General features: G+C 64.9%; 16 protein-coding genes and 1 pseudogene. 8 read left to right on the top strand and 9 right to left on the bottom strand.

The window, feature by feature from the left end; all coding sequences use genetic code 11:
• A pseudogene (locus Q0105_RS15030) lies at positions 1-171 on the top strand (LPS export ABC transporter ATP-binding protein); the annotation flags it as partial.
• Complete coding sequence (locus tag Q0105_RS15035) at positions 171-1,754, top strand: RNA polymerase factor sigma-54 (protein ID WP_298212940.1); 1,584 nt, start codon at positions 171-173, stop codon at positions 1,752-1,754. The pseudogene Q0105_RS15030 and the gene Q0105_RS15035, both read left to right, overlap by 1 nt.
• 371 nt (positions 1,755-2,125) lie before the next feature.
• Here Q0105_RS15035 and Q0105_RS15040 read toward each other — a convergent pair whose 3' ends face one another.
• Positions 2,126-2,671 carry a hypothetical protein gene (locus Q0105_RS15040; protein ID WP_298212941.1) on the bottom strand — a complete coding sequence of 182 codons (546 nt, stop codon included), beginning with the start codon at positions 2,669-2,671 and terminating at the stop codon, positions 2,126-2,128.
• Between the two features lie 17 nt (positions 2,672-2,688).
• Positions 2,689-3,174, bottom strand: a complete 486-nt coding sequence (locus Q0105_RS15045; protein ID WP_298212942.1) for a glutaredoxin family protein — start codon at positions 3,172-3,174, stop codon at positions 2,689-2,691.
• Between the two features lie 187 nt (positions 3,175-3,361).
• On the opposite strand from Q0105_RS15045, the gene Q0105_RS15050 reads away from it, so the two are divergent.
• The 5 genes from Q0105_RS15050 to Q0105_RS15070 are packed head-to-tail and all read left to right on the top strand — an operon-like array spanning position 3,362 to position 6,191.
• Positions 3,362-3,811 carry a thioesterase family protein gene (locus Q0105_RS15050; protein ID WP_298212943.1) on the top strand — a complete coding sequence of 150 codons (450 nt, stop codon included), beginning with the start codon at positions 3,362-3,364 and terminating at the stop codon, positions 3,809-3,811.
• A gap of 27 nt (positions 3,812-3,838) precedes the next feature.
• A complete protein-coding gene (locus Q0105_RS15055; protein WP_298212944.1) occupies positions 3,839-5,131 on the top strand; it encodes a THUMP domain-containing protein in 1,293 nt (430 codons plus the stop codon).
• On the top strand, positions 5,121-5,600 hold the full coding sequence (locus Q0105_RS15060) for a putative toxin-antitoxin system toxin component, PIN family (RefSeq protein ID WP_298212945.1): 480 nt from the start codon (positions 5,121-5,123) through the stop codon (positions 5,598-5,600). The genes Q0105_RS15055 and Q0105_RS15060 overlap by 11 nt, the downstream gene beginning before the upstream one ends.
• Positions 5,601-5,633: 33 nt before the next feature.
• The gene (locus Q0105_RS15065) at positions 5,634-5,873 is read left to right on the top strand and encodes a type II toxin-antitoxin system CcdA family antitoxin (protein ID WP_298212946.1); all 240 of its coding nucleotides are present in this window, start codon (positions 5,634-5,636) and stop codon (positions 5,871-5,873) included.
• 3 nt (positions 5,874-5,876) lie between these two features.
• The gene (locus Q0105_RS15070; protein WP_298212947.1) at positions 5,877-6,191 is read left to right on the top strand and encodes a CcdB family protein; all 315 of its coding nucleotides are present in this window, start codon (positions 5,877-5,879) and stop codon (positions 6,189-6,191) included.
• Positions 6,192-6,224: 33 nt separating this feature from the next.
• Here Q0105_RS15070 and Q0105_RS15075 read toward each other — a convergent pair whose 3' ends face one another.
• Genes Q0105_RS15075 through Q0105_RS15085 form a run of 3 tightly spaced genes read right to left on the bottom strand, consistent with a single transcriptional unit; the run spans position 6,225 to position 9,215 of the window.
• Positions 6,225-6,653, bottom strand: coding sequence for a GNAT family N-acetyltransferase (locus Q0105_RS15075; protein WP_298212948.1), 429 nt, complete (start codon positions 6,651-6,653; stop codon positions 6,225-6,227).
• Between the two features lie 13 nt (positions 6,654-6,666).
• Positions 6,667-7,476: a hypothetical protein gene (locus tag Q0105_RS15080; protein ID WP_298212949.1), complete on the bottom strand. Its 810-nt coding sequence runs from the start codon at positions 7,474-7,476 to the stop codon at positions 6,667-6,669.
• Positions 7,473-9,215 carry an FMN-binding glutamate synthase family protein gene (locus tag Q0105_RS15085; protein WP_298212950.1) on the bottom strand — a complete coding sequence of 581 codons (1,743 nt, stop codon included), beginning with the start codon at positions 9,213-9,215 and terminating at the stop codon, positions 7,473-7,475. The genes Q0105_RS15080 and Q0105_RS15085 overlap by 4 nt, the downstream gene beginning before the upstream one ends.
• Before the next feature lie 215 nt (positions 9,216-9,430).
• Here Q0105_RS15085 and Q0105_RS15090 point away from each other — a divergent pair, with 215 nt between their 5' ends.
• Entirely contained in the window at positions 9,431-10,294 is an 864-nt protein-coding gene (locus Q0105_RS15090) for a UPF0149 family protein (RefSeq protein WP_298212951.1), read from the top strand.
• A gap of 203 nt (positions 10,295-10,497) precedes the next feature.
• Here the strand turns inward: Q0105_RS15090 and Q0105_RS15095 are convergent, their stop codons facing one another.
• From Q0105_RS15095 to Q0105_RS15110, 4 genes are all read right to left on the bottom strand, one after another.
• Entirely contained in the window at positions 10,498-11,118 is a 621-nt protein-coding gene (locus tag Q0105_RS15095) for an HAD-IA family hydrolase (RefSeq protein ID WP_298212952.1), read from the bottom strand.
• A 76-nt stretch (positions 11,119-11,194) separates the two neighbouring features.
• Positions 11,195-11,683, bottom strand: coding sequence for a nuclear transport factor 2 family protein (locus Q0105_RS15100; RefSeq protein WP_298212953.1), 489 nt, complete (start codon positions 11,681-11,683; stop codon positions 11,195-11,197).
• A 94-nt stretch (positions 11,684-11,777) separates the two neighbouring features.
• Positions 11,778-12,785 (bottom strand): transketolase family protein, encoded by a 1,008-nt coding sequence (locus Q0105_RS15105; RefSeq protein ID WP_298212954.1) that lies wholly within the window; start codon positions 12,783-12,785, stop codon positions 11,778-11,780.
• 16 nt (positions 12,786-12,801) lie between these two features.
• A complete protein-coding gene (locus Q0105_RS15110; RefSeq protein ID WP_298212955.1) occupies positions 12,802-13,629 on the bottom strand; it encodes a transketolase in 828 nt (275 codons plus the stop codon).
• Positions 13,630-13,666 lie beyond the last annotated feature (37 nt).

Below are 13,666 nucleotides of genomic sequence, written 5' to 3' on the forward strand. Positions count from 1 at the left end.
CGCGGCATCGGCGTGCTCATCACCGACCACAACGTGCGCGAGACGCTGGGCATCTGCGACCACGCATTCATCATCAGCGACGGCCATGTGCTGGCCCAGGGAACACCGTCCGAGATTGTCGATAACCCCGAAGTCCGCCGCGTGTACCTCGGCGAGCATTTCAGGATGTGATGAAACCAGGATTGTCGCTGCGCGTCTCGCAGCACCTTGCCCTGACCCCGCAGCTCCAGCAGTCCATCCGGCTGCTGCAGTTGTCCACGCTCGAGCTTTCGCAAGAAGTCGAGCAGATGCTCGACGAAAACCCGTTTCTCGAACGCAATGCCGACGAGGCGCCGCGCGAAGAGTTTGGCCTGGAAGCCGCCGACACCCCCGCGCAGGCCGATGATTACAACGCAGACGATGCTATATTTTCAGGAGCTGTTAGCGCTGGTACAACAAGCGCTGAGGGCCAAAATGATGCTGAATCGCCAAGCGCTGGCGCCGACGAACCCGACTGGAGCGGCGACGGCACGGTAGAGATGGCGCCCAACGACGCCGAGTGGGGCGGCGATGCCCCCGCCCGCAACCGCAACGACACCGAAGGCGACGAGGCCGACGCCACCGAACTGGCCCGCTCGCAGGAATCGCTGACCGCCTTTTTGCACCGCCAGGCCCTGTCGCTGCGCCTGTCCGAGGTGGACTGCGCCGCGCTGCGTTTTCTCATCGAATCGCTCAACGACGACGGCTACCTCGAAGAACCGCTCGAAGAACTGGCCACCAGCCTCGCCGGGCCGGACGACCTGGAGCAGATCGAGGAGCTGGTGCACCGCTTCACCGTGGCCCAGCGCCTGCTGCAGAGCCTGGAGCCCGTGGGCGTGGGCGCACGCAACCTGGCCGAGTGCCTCACGCTGCAGCTCAAGGCCCTGGACGCCGACGAAGAGGGCGACCCCGCCACCGTGCAGACCGCATTGCGCATCTGCCAGCAGCCGCTGGAGATGCTGGCGCGCCGCGACATCCGCCGCCTGACGCAGTTGTGTGGCGACGGCGAAGAGCGCACACGCGCCGCCATGGCCCTCATCGCCCGGCTAGAGCCGCGCCCCGGCCGCCGCTTTGCCGACGTGGAGCGCAACATCATCGTGCCCGACGTGATCGTGCGCAAAGCCGGTCGGGCCCACGGACCGAGTGGGCAGCACAATTTCATCGTCGCGCTCAACCCCGACGTGATGCCGCGCCTGCGTGTGCACGACATCTACGCTGGCGCGCTGCGCGGCCACAAAGGCGGCGAAGGCCACCAGGGCATGCAGCAGCGCCTGCAGGAGGCGCGCTGGTTCATCAAGAACATCCAGCAGCGCTTCGACACCATCCTGCGCGTCTCGCGCGCCATCGTCGAGCGGCAAAAGAACTTCTTCACCCACGGCGAGCTGGCCATGCGCCCGCTGGTGCTGCGCGACATCGCCGACGAGTTGGGCCTGCACGAGTCCACCATCAGCCGCGTGACCACCGCCAAATACATGGCCACGCCCATCGGCACCTACGAGCTGAAGTATTTCTTCGGCTCGGGCCTGGGCACCGAAACCGGTGGCAACGCATCAAGCACGGCGGTGCGCGCCCTCATCAAGCAGTTTGTCGCCGCTGAAAACACCGCCAAGCCCCTGTCCGACAGCCAGATCGCCGAAATGCTCAAGGAGCAGGGCATCGAATGCGCGCGCCGCACCGTCGCCAAGTACCGCGAGGCGCTCAAGATCGCCCCGGCGAATTTGCGCAAGGCGCTCTGATCACGCTACTTTTCGGAACGTCCGGCTGGAGATGCTCACGGTATTGCCGTCCGGGTCCTTGGCATTCGTGAAGGCGTAGCCGTTGGTCTAATGCGTTGGGGCTGCACTCCAGCTCCTGAGGTAGTGCATGGGCCTTGAAGGCTTCCAAGTCCGGCACATGGAAACACAGTTTCACTCCTGTCTGGCCTGCTTCATACTTTTGGCGGTCCTGATGGACCAGGATGCCGGTCCCGCCGCCTAGGGGCGCAGCCCGATCAAACCTTCCACCACCTCGCCCATGGTCTCGAAACCGCAGTGTTTGCGGTAGAGGGCCGCGCTGCGCTACATATCGCGCGCATAGACCATCATGGTGCCGAGGACGGGGGGAACCATCAGGGCGCTTTCGAGGCCGGTGCGCGCCGCAGTGAGCGCAGCAGCTCCAGCGCCTGGGCCGTAGGCTCCTGCGGAGCGCCGTTGACGAGCACCGTGAAGGTCACGCGCAGCTCGTTCATGCCCAGCACGCCCTGCGTCAGGTGCTGGTAGCCATCGGGTTCGGGGGCGCGGTCGGTGGCCGAGAAGTAGTAGCCCGTCTTGCCCGGGGCGCCCAGGTTCTTGAGGGGCAGTTCGCTCTCGACAGCCTTGGGCTGGACCCGGGTGGCACCCGCCTGCACCAGCCCCCGCAGTTCGTCGGCCGTGGGGCTGGGCGCACTGCCCACAGGCCAGATGGGCGTGATGAACATTTGCAGCGCCTTGGCGTCAGGGCCGCTGATGGCGACCGAGGGTGGCAACTCCCCGTGCGGGCGGCGGATCTGGGCGCGCCATTGCACGGGCAGGTTGATCACCAGGTCGTCGCGGCCGGGCAGGGGAACGCGCAGTTCTTCGGCGAGAACGGGCAGGCACAAGGCAAAGGCAATCGAAGCGAGGGCGGAGCGGAGCATGGAGCGGGCGAAGGGGTTCACTGGCGTTTGGCAAAGACGGCATCGTAGGACGGGGCACTGAAGCCGTTCACCCGCTGGCCATTGGTGAGCAGCACCGGTACGCCGCGCGCACCGATCTGCGCAAAGGCGGCCTTGCCGGTCGGGGTGTCTATGTCGAATTCCCGGTAGGTAATGCCCTTGCCACCCAGGTAGGCCTTGGCCGCCTTGCAGTAGCCGCACCAGGTGGCCATGTAGAGCGTCACCTCGCCCCGGGGCTGGGCGGCGGTTGGGGCGGTGGCCGTTTGGCCGGGCGTGGCGGTCGGCGGTGGGCTGCCCGGGACCACGCTGATGGGCGGGGCCTCGAGCTTCACGGTCTTTTGCCCCGAACCGGATGCGGGTGGCTGGTCGCTGTAGACGACCTTGCCGCTCGCATCCACGGATTTGTACAGTGCCTGGGCATGCGCTGCACCCACCAGTGCGGCGGCAGACAGGGCGAGGACCAGGCCGTGGCGCAGAGGGGGCATGGGGGCTCCGGGTAAAATCGGTATCCCGGGAGCATAAGAGACTTCTGCCGCGCCCCGCGGCACGATGGGGCAACGCCCTCACCCGTATGGTGCACCCTTGCAGCCCCTAATGCCCTATGGAGGGCTTTTTCGGAGGGCGTCCTGCCCCCGGTCGCTGCCTTTTTCCGATCTCCTGTTTCCCTGCACCATGGCCCGCATTGTTTTCGACCTTCCCGCGCATTTCGGTTTTGCCACCGAAATGCAGATATACATTAGCCACGTCAACCAGGGCGGGCACCTGGACAACGCGCAGCTGCTGAGCTTGGTGTCCGAGGCGCGCGTGCGTTTTTTTCAGTCGCTGGGCTACCCCGAGGCCGATGTGGGCGGCCTGTCGATCGTAGTGGGCGACATCGTGGCGCAGTACAAATCCGAAGGTTTTCATGGCGAAACCATGCGGGTGGAGATGGCGTCCACGGATTTCAACCGCTACGGCTTCGACCTTGTGTTCCGTATGACGGAGAAGATCTCCGGCCGTGAAGTGGCGCGCGGCAAGATCGGCATCGTCTTCATCGGCCGCAGCGACCGCAAGGTGGCCGCCATACCCGAATCGATCCGGCAACTGCTGCTCCAGCGCGCACCGGGCATGGCCGCCGCCTGAAGGCGTATCCTCTCGCCAGTCTTTCTTATGAACCAACTCCAACTTTTTCTCCCCTGCGCCGCTGGCGTCGAGGGTTTTCTGGCCGACGAGGTGCATGCCATCACCGGCCTCACCGGGCAAGACCTGCTGGTCGGCCGCGGCGGCGTACTGCTGCGCGCCTCGTGGCGCCATGCGCTGCTGCTCAATTTGCATAGCCGCCTGGCCCAGCGCGTGCTGGTGCAGCTTGCCCACCGCCCCTACCGCTCTGAAAACGACTTGTATGCCGCCGCCAGCGACGTGGCCTGGGAGATCTGGTTCACCACGCGCCAGACCTTCAAGGTCGAGGTGACGGCCCAGCACAGCCCGCTGCAGAGCCTGAATTTCGCGGGCCTCAAGGTCAAGGACGCCGTGGCCGACCGCTTCCGCGCCAAAAGCGGCGTGCGCCCCGACGTGAACACGCAGTGGCCTGACGTGCGCATCCACCTGCACCTGACCACCGACGAGGCCACCATCTACATCGACACCTCGGGCGAGCCGCTGTTCAAGCGCGGCTGGCGCGAGGACAAGGGCGATGCCCCGCTCAAGGAAACCCTGGCCGCCGCCATGATCGCCGCCAGCGGCTGGGACCCGCATGGCGACAACCCCCAGCCCCTGTACGACCCCTGCTGCGGCAGCGGCACCATTGCTGTGGAGGCCGCGCAGATCGCCTGCCGCATCCCGGCGGGCATGCTGCGCCGCTTTGCGTTCGAGAAACTGCTGCCGTTCCAAGCCCATGTTTGGAGTGCTATCAAAAACGAAGCTGAAAGCGCAATACAAACAAGCGCTGTGCCCATATTTGGCAGTGACGTGGCCCACCGCATGGTCGATTTCGCTCAGCGCAACGCCGAGCGCGCAGGCGTGGCCGATGCCGTGCAACTGCGCGGCGGTGATGCCCTGCAGCGCATGCCGCCGTGTGACCAGCCCGGCGTGATGCTGCTGAACCCGCCCTACGGCGAACGTATTGCTGCCGCAGGTAGCGCAGGCCGCAACGCCAGCGAGCGCGCTGCCGACCGCGCCCAGGGCATGGCCGTGGGCCGCGAAGAGGCGCAGACCGAAGACGGTGGCGAGTTCTTCAGCCAACTGGCCACGCACTGGAAGAAAAATTACAGCGGCTGGACGGCCTGGATGCTCACGCCCGACCTCAAGCTGCCCGGCAAGATGCGCCTGAAGGAATCGCGCCGCGTGCCGATGTGGAACGGCCCCATCGAATGCCGCATGTTCCGCTTCGACATGATCAAGGGCGCCGTGCGTGACCGGGCTGCAAAAGCAGCCCCCGACAACAGCCCGGGCAATGCAGGTTGAGCTGCGCCTGCCCGCCGAGGCCCCGGCGGGCGAGCCCGCACGAGCTGTGGTGGTGGACACCAACGTCGCGCTCGACCTGCTGATCTTCAGCGACCCGCGCACCACCCCGCTGCGCACGCTGCTGGCCCAAGGGCGCCTGACCTGGATTGCCACGCAAGTCATGCGCGATGAGCTGGAGCGTGTGCTGGCCTATCCGCACATCGTGGAGCGCATGGCTTACTACCGGGTGAATGCCGCGCAGGTGCTGGCAGCGTTTGATGCGCAGGCGCGGCTGGTGGAGATTGCGCCCAAGGTGGCTTATGTGTGCAAGGACGCGGACGACCAGAAGTTCATTGACCTGGCGGCGGCGCACCGCGCCATTTTGTTGAGCAAGGACAAGGCGGTGATTTGTATGCGCAAGCGGCTGCTCACGCTGGATGCCCATGTGGCAACGGCGTTGGTGCTGGATGTGGATGGTGTATGCGCATAAAATGTGCGCATACTCTCTGTTGGAGGTGCCACCATGCTTCGTTTTGACAATGCCCCCAAGAAGTCCACCAATCTGTCGCTCAACAGCAAGGTGCTGGAAGCCGCGCGGGACATGGGCATGAACCTCTCTCAGACCGTGGACGAGCTGCTGGCCGCCGAAGTCCAGCGCCGCTACTGGGAGCGCTGGAACAGCACCAATCAGGAAGCCATCGCCGCCTACAACGCACGCATCGACAGCGAGGGCTTGCCGCTCGCACAGTACAGGAGCTTCTGACCGATGGCGCGTTTTGACGTCTATCGGCACCCCGACGCCGCGCAGCGTGCCACCACGCCCTTTTTGCTGGATGTGCAAAACGAGTACATCAGCGGCTTGCAGACGCGGGTCGTGTTGCCTTTGCGCAGCGCCCAGCGTGTGGCAATACCGCTGCGCGACCTCAATCCCGCATTGGAAGTTGATGGCGTCGCCGTCATTCTTGATGCAGCGGCCATCGGCGCCGTTCCGCTGTCTTTTTTGAAAACCCCGGTGGCGAATCTGCGGGCACAGGCCGACTTGGTCACCAATGCCCTTGATGCGTTGTTTGGCGGGTACTGAGGTGCGGCGCCGTTAACGCATCAGCCAACTGTGTCAGGGTGTCAGGGCCTTCTTCATGTACACCAGCTGAAATCCCTGGATGTAGTTGTCGATGTGTCCAAACTCCTCATAGCCCTGTTTGAGGTAGAAGCTCCGTGCCTGCCATTCAAAGGTGTTCAGCGTCGCGCTGTGCGCGCCCAGGTCGCGGGCTTTCTGTTCCGCTGTTGCCAGCAGGTTTTGGCCTATTCCTTGGTGCCGGGCCACTTCGTCAACGAACAGCAGCTCCACATTCAGCCATTGCAAAAACACGAATCCGCGCAGTCCACCCACCAGTTCGCCCTTGGTGTCACGCGCACTGACCCATACAGGCTGGGTCTGGCCGTACTCACCGACAAATCCGTAGTTGAATTGCCGCATCCTGCGACCCAGGACGCCAGAGTGAACTTCTTCTGTCGTGGGGGTGTAAATCTCAAAATCACTCATTGTGGAAACTCTGTCAGGCCAGCAGGTCATATGCAGCCCGCACCCGCTGCAAATCCCGCCCCAGCCTGCGGCTCGTTGGCAAGCGCCGCATCCAACCCATCCGCCGCACACTGGTCGCCAGCACCTCCCGCATCTCCGCGCTCCCCTGCGCTACCCACGTTGCCCAGCGCTCGCGCCCCTCGGCCAGCGTGCCGCTGGCGTGCAGATAAATCGCGGTGGAGTGCGCGTAACACAGGGCATCACGCACATGGCACACCGCCAGCGGCAGCACGGCGGCGGGGTCGTCTTCAAAGTCGATGCAGGCCACCTCGCCGCCGGGGCAGCGCACCAGGTTGCGTGCAAAGGCCTGGCTCAGGCAGGTGCCCTGGCGGTGCACCTGGGCGAGGGTGTCCAGCCCTTGTTGCCACAGCGCCAGCACGGTGGCGGTATCGCCTGCCTGCACGGCGTGGTCGATCTCATTGCCGAGGGAATGGGTTTCTTCGCCCGCGCGGCCCAGGTGGCGCATGGCAAAACCGTCTTGTTGGGCGGCCAGCACCATGGGCACGCGGATGCCGCGTGCGGCCAAGTCTTGCAGGCGCCGCACTTCGGTGGCAATAGCGGTGGTGCCGCCGGGGTTGGGCACGGGGCGCAGCACATCCAGGCGCAGCAGGCCCGCCAGCACGGCCATGGCGCGATAGCGGCCCATGCCGTGGGGCGCGCCTGCGCGCTTGATCCAGATTTGTTCGTCGCCCAGCCGGTGGGCCATCACGTTGTGGGGCTGCGTGGCCAGTTGCTGCTGCAAAAAGGCGCTGTAGTCCGCGGCCGGTGGCGCCGTCATCGTCATACGTCCGCGTCTCCGGCTGCCGTGGCAGCGGTTCCGGCAGCGGCTGCGTGTACCAGTTCCACGTGGTGGGGGATGGAGGGCTCCAGCGCTGGTTCGCTGGCCTGAAAGCTGTGTGCGTTGGCCAGCGGCCAGTACAGGCGGAACACGTTGTGCTGTGCCTCCAGCGGGCCCAGCAGCGCGCCCGGTTGCATGCGGGTGATGAGGTTGGACAGCAGGCGCACCTCGGTGTCGGTGATGCGGCGCACGATGTGGTGGGCCGTGATGTCCTTGGGGTGGCGCAGCCCGGCGGCCTGCACCAGCTCTTGCAGCGCGTGCAGCGTGCTGCGGTGGAACTGCGCCACGCGCGTGGCCTTGTCGGGCACCACCAGGGCTTGCTGGCGCAGCGGGTCTTGTGTGGTCACGCCCGTGGGGCAGTGGCCGGTGTGGCAGCTTTGCGCCTGGATGCAGCCCAGTGCCATCATGAAGCCGCGCCCCGCGTTGCACCAGTCGGCCCCCAGCGCCATCATGCGCGCGATGTCGAAGGCGCTGATGACCTTGCCCGCGCAGCCGATGCGAACCCGGTCGCGCAGGTTCACGCCCACCAGCGTGTTGTGCACCAAGAGCAGGCCCTCTTGCAGTGGCGCGCCCACATGGTCGGTAAATTCGACGGGCGCCGCGCCCGTGCCACCCTCGGCGCCATCGACCACGATGAAATCTGGCGTGATGCCGGTGACCAGCATGGCCTTGACGATGGCAAACCACTCCCACGGGTGGCCCAGGCAGAACTTGAAGCCCGTGGGTTTGCCGCCCGAGAGCGCGCGCAGCTTGGCGATGAACAACATCATCTCCACCGGCGTGTGAAAGGCGCTGTGGCTGGCGGGGGAGATGCAGGATTCGCCTTGCTTCACACCCCGCGCCGCTGCGATCTCGGCCGTCACCTTGGCGCCGGGCAGCACGCCGCCGTGGCCGGGCTTGGCGCCCTGGCTGAGTTTCAGCTCGATCATCTTGACCTGCGGATCGGTGGCGTTGGCGGCAAAGCGCTCTTCGTTGAACGTGCCGTCGGGGTTGCGGCAGCCGAAATAACCCGAGCCGATCTCCCAGATCAAATCGCCGCCATGCACGCGGTGGTGCTGGCTGATGCTGCCCTCGCCCGTGTCGTGCGCAAAGCCGCCTTTGTGCGCGCCCTGGTTGAGCGCCAGGATGGCGTTGGCCGACAGCGCCCCAAAGCTCATGGCCGAAATATTGAACACGCTCGCGTGGTAGGGCTGGGTGCAGGGCGAGGCGGATAGTGATGGCGCATCGGGGCTGCCGCCAATCCATACGCGAAAGTCGTGCGACGGCAGTTGTGTGGGCGCGAGCGAGTGGTTCACCCACTCGTAGCCATGCGCGCCCACGTCCAGGTGGGTGCCAAAAGGGCGGTTGTCCGGGTCGCCCTTGGCGCGTTGGTAGACCAGCGAGCGCTGCGCGCGCGAGAAAGGCGCTGCTTCGCTGTCGCTCTCGATGAAATACTGGCGCACCTCGGGCCGCACATATTCAAGCATGAAGCGGATGTGGCCGATGACCGGGTAGTTGCGCAGGATGGCATGGCGCGACTGTTGCAGGTCATACACCCCCAGCACCACCAGCGCCGCAAACACCAGCACCACGGGCAGCCCCACGCCAAAGGCCACCAGCGCGAACAGCGACAGCAGCAGCCCGAAAATGCACAGCCCAAAGGCGGTGTAGCGCACGGGGTACAGGGAGTTGAGTTGGTGGATCATGGGGGTCCTGGTTCTGGTGGCAGTGCGAGAGAGGGCTACACTGACCGCCTTTTTATCGGGTTGCCATGTTGCGCGCGGCGGTTTTTTGCGGCCCGGCACCACCCCTGGCCGCCGTGCTGGCGCTGCGGCAGCGCCACGGCGCAAGGCCTGCGCATCATAAAAGTAAAACATTGCTTTACGCCCCCCGCTTTCTCGCTTGACGACCGGAGCCTCCCATGACTACAGAACCCACATCGCCCACACCCGTCCCCGCTACCGACGATCTTGAACCCACGGCCGCCCCGGCCGCCGCGCTGGGCCCGGACGAGCTCGAAGAGATCGACAACATCCTGGATGACCTGCGCGCGCGCGGCGAGGAGATCCCGCAGTGGGAGTTTTGCGATGGTTTTATGACGGCGCTGATCTGCAGCCGCCGCCCCATCCCCCCGGCCGAATACCTGCCCATGCTGCTGGGCGACGGCGCCGAGCTGGATGTGGCCGAAGGCGAGCCGCTGCCCCTGCTGCCCGCCTTTGCCGACGCGGCGCAGCAAGCGCGCTTTGTAGAGCTGTGGGACCGCCGCTGGAACGAGATCGTGACCCAGCTCGACACCGACGTGAAGACGCTGGACGACGACCGCACCTTCCAGCCTGAAGCCATGGACATGCGCGGCGCCGTGGCTAGCCTGACCGACGAGCAGCGCGCCGAAATGGGCGACGACCAGGAGATACCGTCCTTCGGCCAGGTGTGGGCGCTGGGCTTCATGTTCGCGGTAGAAAACTGGCCCGAAGACTGGGCGACCCCGCGCGACAAAGAAGCCGCCAAGTGGCTGGACGACGCCCTGGACAGCATCGTCGCCCTGACCGAAGACGACACCGGCAAGCCCGAGGTCTGCATGTTCAGCGAAGACGGCCCAGCGAGCACCAGCCAGGCGCGCGTGGAGGCTTTTGGTGAAGCCATCTGGGCTGTGTATGACCTGCGCCAGCTATGGAAAAGCATGGGCCCGCGCGTGGAGACGGTGCGCAAGGCCCCCGAGCCTGGTCGCAACGACCCTTGCCCTTGCGGTAGTGGCAAGAAGTACAAGAAGTGCCACGGGGCCTAATGTTGTAATTACTACTACTTTGATAGCTGCTAGCGCTTGTTGGGTAAGCGCTAGAGGTCATATTTACTTGAAATTTGCGCTGCAGTTCTGTGCAAAGGTGGACGCGATGTTCATGGAGTGGGGCTGCCTACCGCGCATTCAGCGCCGTGATGAGGCGCTTTGGGTCCAGAGCAGACATCAATGTCGTCAAGCACGGGGGGCGATCAGCGTAGGTGAAAACCGTAGTCCCGATACAGCCTGTCCGCTAACCCACTCACGTCATTCAGCGCGTCGTCGAAGTAAACTGCGTTCATTCCTGTTGAGGCTGCCACTGCCACGTTGTCAGAGTTGTTATCAATGAAAACAGATTGCTTTGCAAGCAAGCCGATTCTAGAAAGGGCATGCTCGAATAAGGCAGGCGACGACTTCGACTTTCCGACATCCGCCGAGACCACAATGGGGTCGAAGAGCGCATCAAGCTTTTGCACAGTCCTCAATCGGCGCATTCGGTCCGCCTTGTTGTCTGTGATGATTCCCACCCGGCATTCGTGACGCAGCTGCGCAGCCAGCTCGAACATCTGAGCATTGACCGGCGTACTGTCGAACGCTTCCTCCAATAAACTCAGGGGCAGATCTTCGTTTAGGTCTTCGCAGATGTGCGGCCACACTTCTACGTGTGACGTAAGGCCCAGCGTCAAAGCCTCGTTGTGTTTTGCGAATGCCGACGAGACGAGATCCAAATCGATGCCAGTTCGTTGTCTGATAAATCTGCAAGTAGTCATCGAGCCGGTGCGGTCGGCGGTCAGTACTCCGTCGTAGTCGAAAAATACGCAACTGATCCGCATCTGTAGTTCCTTGGCTATGTCAGATTCTGGTCGAGAACCGTAGTTCCAAATACGCTGAGACCTCTGCGTCGCCGCCTCACCCCTGCGCCAAAAACCTCTTCAAATTCCCCGCCGCCGTGCTGCGCACCTTGCGCTTGAGCGAAGGCGACCAGCCCAGCAGCAGCCCTGGGGCTCCTAGCGCCTGACGTGACCAGCTCCAGAAGTTGAACCGGTCGCGGTGCGTGGCGATCAGCCCATCGGGCGTGAAAGTGAAGGTGCCATCGATGATGTTGTGCACCTTGCGCCCGGTGGCGCTGAAGCGGTAGTGCGCCTCCCAGTGCGCCTTGCCGCCTTGAGCGTTGGCCTCGATGCCGCTGAACTCCAGCTTCCAGTGCTCGGCCGCGCCGGGCTTTTTGGTGGCGATGCACAGCATGCGCCACATGCCGCCCACCTGGTCTCTGCCTTTGAGCGAGAAGGCCTCGTCGTCAAACGTGGCGTCGGGCGCGTAGCAGGCGGCCATGGTGGCGTGGTCAAGCTGCGCAAACGCGGTGTAGAAGCGTTGCAGGGTCTGGGCGTTGGGGTGCATGGGAGTCCTCCGGAAGGGCGCCCATGCTACACCGCGCACCGCTGCCAGCGCGACTCCAGGGCCAGCGCCGTGGACCTCGCACCCGCAGTTGGCATCAATCCAGCCATTGCTTGAACGTGGCGGCGATCTTTTCTACCGAGATGCCGTAGCGGTCGTGCAGCGTGGGCAGCGCGCCTGCGTCCAGGAACGCGTCGGGCAGCGCCAGCATGCGAAAGCGCGCGGGCCTTATGCCTTCGCGCAGCAGCAGGCCTGCCACGGCTTCGCCCAGTCCGCCCACGGTGGAGTGGTTCTCGGCCACCACCACCACCCGGCCGGGTTTGCGTGCCTCGGCCAGGATGGTGGCTTCGTCCAGTGGTTTGATGGTGGGGCAGTGCAGCACGGCCACGCCGATGTTGTCTGCCGCTAGTTGCTGGGCGGCTTCCAGGGTGCGCATGGTCATGAAGCCGCTGCTGATCACCAGCACCTCGGCGCCATCGCGCAGCAGCTTGGCCTTGCCCAATTCAAACCGGTAGTCGTATTCGTCCAGCACCAGCGGCACGTTGCCGCGCAGCAGCCGCATGTACACGGGGCCGGGGTGCTGCGCGATCTGCGGCACGGCCTGCTCGATGTCGAGGGCGTCGCAGGGGTCCACCACCGTCAGGCCGGGGATGGCGCGCATCAGGGCCAGGTCGTCCGTGGCCTGGTGGCTGGGGCCGTAGCCGGTGGTCAGGCCGGGCAGGGCGCAGCAGATCTTGACGGGCAGGTTCTCCTCGGCAATGACCTGGTGGATGAAGTCGTAGGCCCGCCGCGTGCCGAAAACTGCGTAGGTGGTGGCGAACGGAATGAGTCCGACCTTGGCCATGCCGCCCGCCGCGCCCATGAGCAGTTGTTCGGCCATGCCCATCTGGAAGAAGCGGTCGGGGTAGGCCTGCGCGAACAGGTGCAGGTCGGTGTATTTGGCCAGGTCGGCGGTCAGGCCCACCACCTCGGGGTGCGTGGCCGCGTATTCCACCAGGGCCTTGCCGAAGGGGGCGGCCTTTACGCGCTGCCCTTCGGCGGCGATGGAGGCGATCATGGCCGAGGTGGTCAGCCGGGGTTTCTTGTCGGTTGCTGTGGTGTTCATGGTGTCTCCCCCGGTATCAAGGACGGTGGGCATCGAGCCAGTCGAGGGCCTGCTGCCACTCGGGGGGATCGACGCGGATGAAATGGTTCTTGTCGCGCTGCTCCAGAAAGGGCACGCCCTTGCCCATGAGCGTGTCGCACAGGATCACCCGGGGCCGGGGCTCGGGCAGTTGGCGTGCGGTGTCGAAGGCGCGCACCACGGCGGGCAAATGGTTGCCGTCCACGCGCTGCACATGCCAGCCGAACGCGGCCCACTTGTCGGTCAGCGGCTCAAAGCCCAGCACCTTGCTCGAAGGCCCGTCGGCCTGCTGGTTGTTGATGTCGATGAGGCAGATGAGGTTGCCCAGGCCATGGTGGCTGGCGGACATGGCGGCCTCCCAGGTGGAGCCCTCGTCCAGTTCGCCGTCCGACATGGAGTTGTAGACAAACGCCGGGTTGCCTTTGTGGCGCAGGCCCAGCGCCATGCCCACGGCAATCGGCAAGCCCTGGCCCAGCGAGCCGCCCGACATCTCCATGCCCGGTGTGTACGTGGCCATGCCGGACATGGGCAGGCGGCTGTCGTCGCTGCCGTAGGTCTCCAGCTCGGATTCGGGGATGATGCCGGCCTCGATCAGCGCCGCGTAGAAGGCGATGGCGTAGTGGCCGTGTGATAGTAAAAAGCGGTCGCGGCCATCCCAGTGGGGGTCTTCGGGGCGCAGGTTCAGCGCGTGGCCGTAGGCTGCGGCCAGCACATCGGCATAGCCCAGGGCCTGGCCCACGTAGCCTTGGCCTTGTACCTCGCCCATGCGCACGGCGTAGCGGCGGATGCGGTAGGCGCAGTTTTGTAGTGCGGCGATGCTGCTCATAGTGAACGCCCTCCCACATCGATCATGGGTTGTTTCA

Origin of the sequence: Acidovorax sp., from assembly GCF_027492855.1 — a bacterium.
GTDB lineage: Bacteria > Pseudomonadota > Gammaproteobacteria > Burkholderiales > Burkholderiaceae_C > Acidovorax.

Excerpts from the sequence above, each read along its gene's own strand:
- Q0105_RS15105 (WP_298212954.1), bottom strand. The coding sequence starts at position 12,785 with ATGAACACCACAGCAACCGACAAGAAACCCCGGCTGACCACCTCGGCC.
- Q0105_RS15085 (WP_298212950.1), bottom strand. The coding sequence starts at position 9,215 with ATGATCCACCAACTCAACTCCCTGTACCCCGTGCGCTACACCGCCTTT.
- Q0105_RS15035 (WP_298212940.1), top strand. The coding sequence starts at position 171 with ATGAAACCAGGATTGTCGCTGCGCGTCTCGCAGCACCTTGCCCTGACC.
- Q0105_RS15055 (WP_298212944.1), top strand. The coding sequence starts at position 3,839 with ATGAACCAACTCCAACTTTTTCTCCCCTGCGCCGCTGGCGTCGAGGGT.
- Q0105_RS15065 (WP_298212946.1), top strand. The coding sequence starts at position 5,634 with ATGCTTCGTTTTGACAATGCCCCCAAGAAGTCCACCAATCTGTCGCTC.
- Q0105_RS15100 (WP_298212953.1), bottom strand. The coding sequence starts at position 11,683 with ATGCACCCCAACGCCCAGACCCTGCAACGCTTCTACACCGCGTTTGCG.
- Q0105_RS15110 (WP_298212955.1), bottom strand. The coding sequence starts at position 13,629 with ATGAGCAGCATCGCCGCACTACAAAACTGCGCCTACCGCATCCGCCGC.
- Q0105_RS15050 (WP_298212943.1), top strand. The coding sequence starts at position 3,362 with ATGGCCCGCATTGTTTTCGACCTTCCCGCGCATTTCGGTTTTGCCACC.
- Q0105_RS15070 (WP_298212947.1), top strand. The coding sequence starts at position 5,877 with ATGGCGCGTTTTGACGTCTATCGGCACCCCGACGCCGCGCAGCGTGCC.
- Q0105_RS15090 (WP_298212951.1), top strand. The coding sequence starts at position 9,431 with ATGACTACAGAACCCACATCGCCCACACCCGTCCCCGCTACCGACGAT.
- Q0105_RS15080 (WP_298212949.1), bottom strand. The coding sequence starts at position 7,476 with ATGACGATGACGGCGCCACCGGCCGCGGACTACAGCGCCTTTTTGCAG.
- Q0105_RS15075 (WP_298212948.1), bottom strand. The coding sequence starts at position 6,653 with ATGAGTGATTTTGAGATTTACACCCCCACGACAGAAGAAGTTCACTCT.
- Q0105_RS15060 (WP_298212945.1), top strand. The coding sequence starts at position 5,121 with ATGCAGGTTGAGCTGCGCCTGCCCGCCGAGGCCCCGGCGGGCGAGCCC.
- Q0105_RS15045 (WP_298212942.1), bottom strand. The coding sequence starts at position 3,174 with ATGCCCCCTCTGCGCCACGGCCTGGTCCTCGCCCTGTCTGCCGCCGCA.
- Q0105_RS15040 (WP_298212941.1), bottom strand. The coding sequence starts at position 2,671 with ATGCTCCGCTCCGCCCTCGCTTCGATTGCCTTTGCCTTGTGCCTGCCC.
- Q0105_RS15095 (WP_298212952.1), bottom strand. The coding sequence starts at position 11,118 with ATGCGGATCAGTTGCGTATTTTTCGACTACGACGGAGTACTGACCGCC.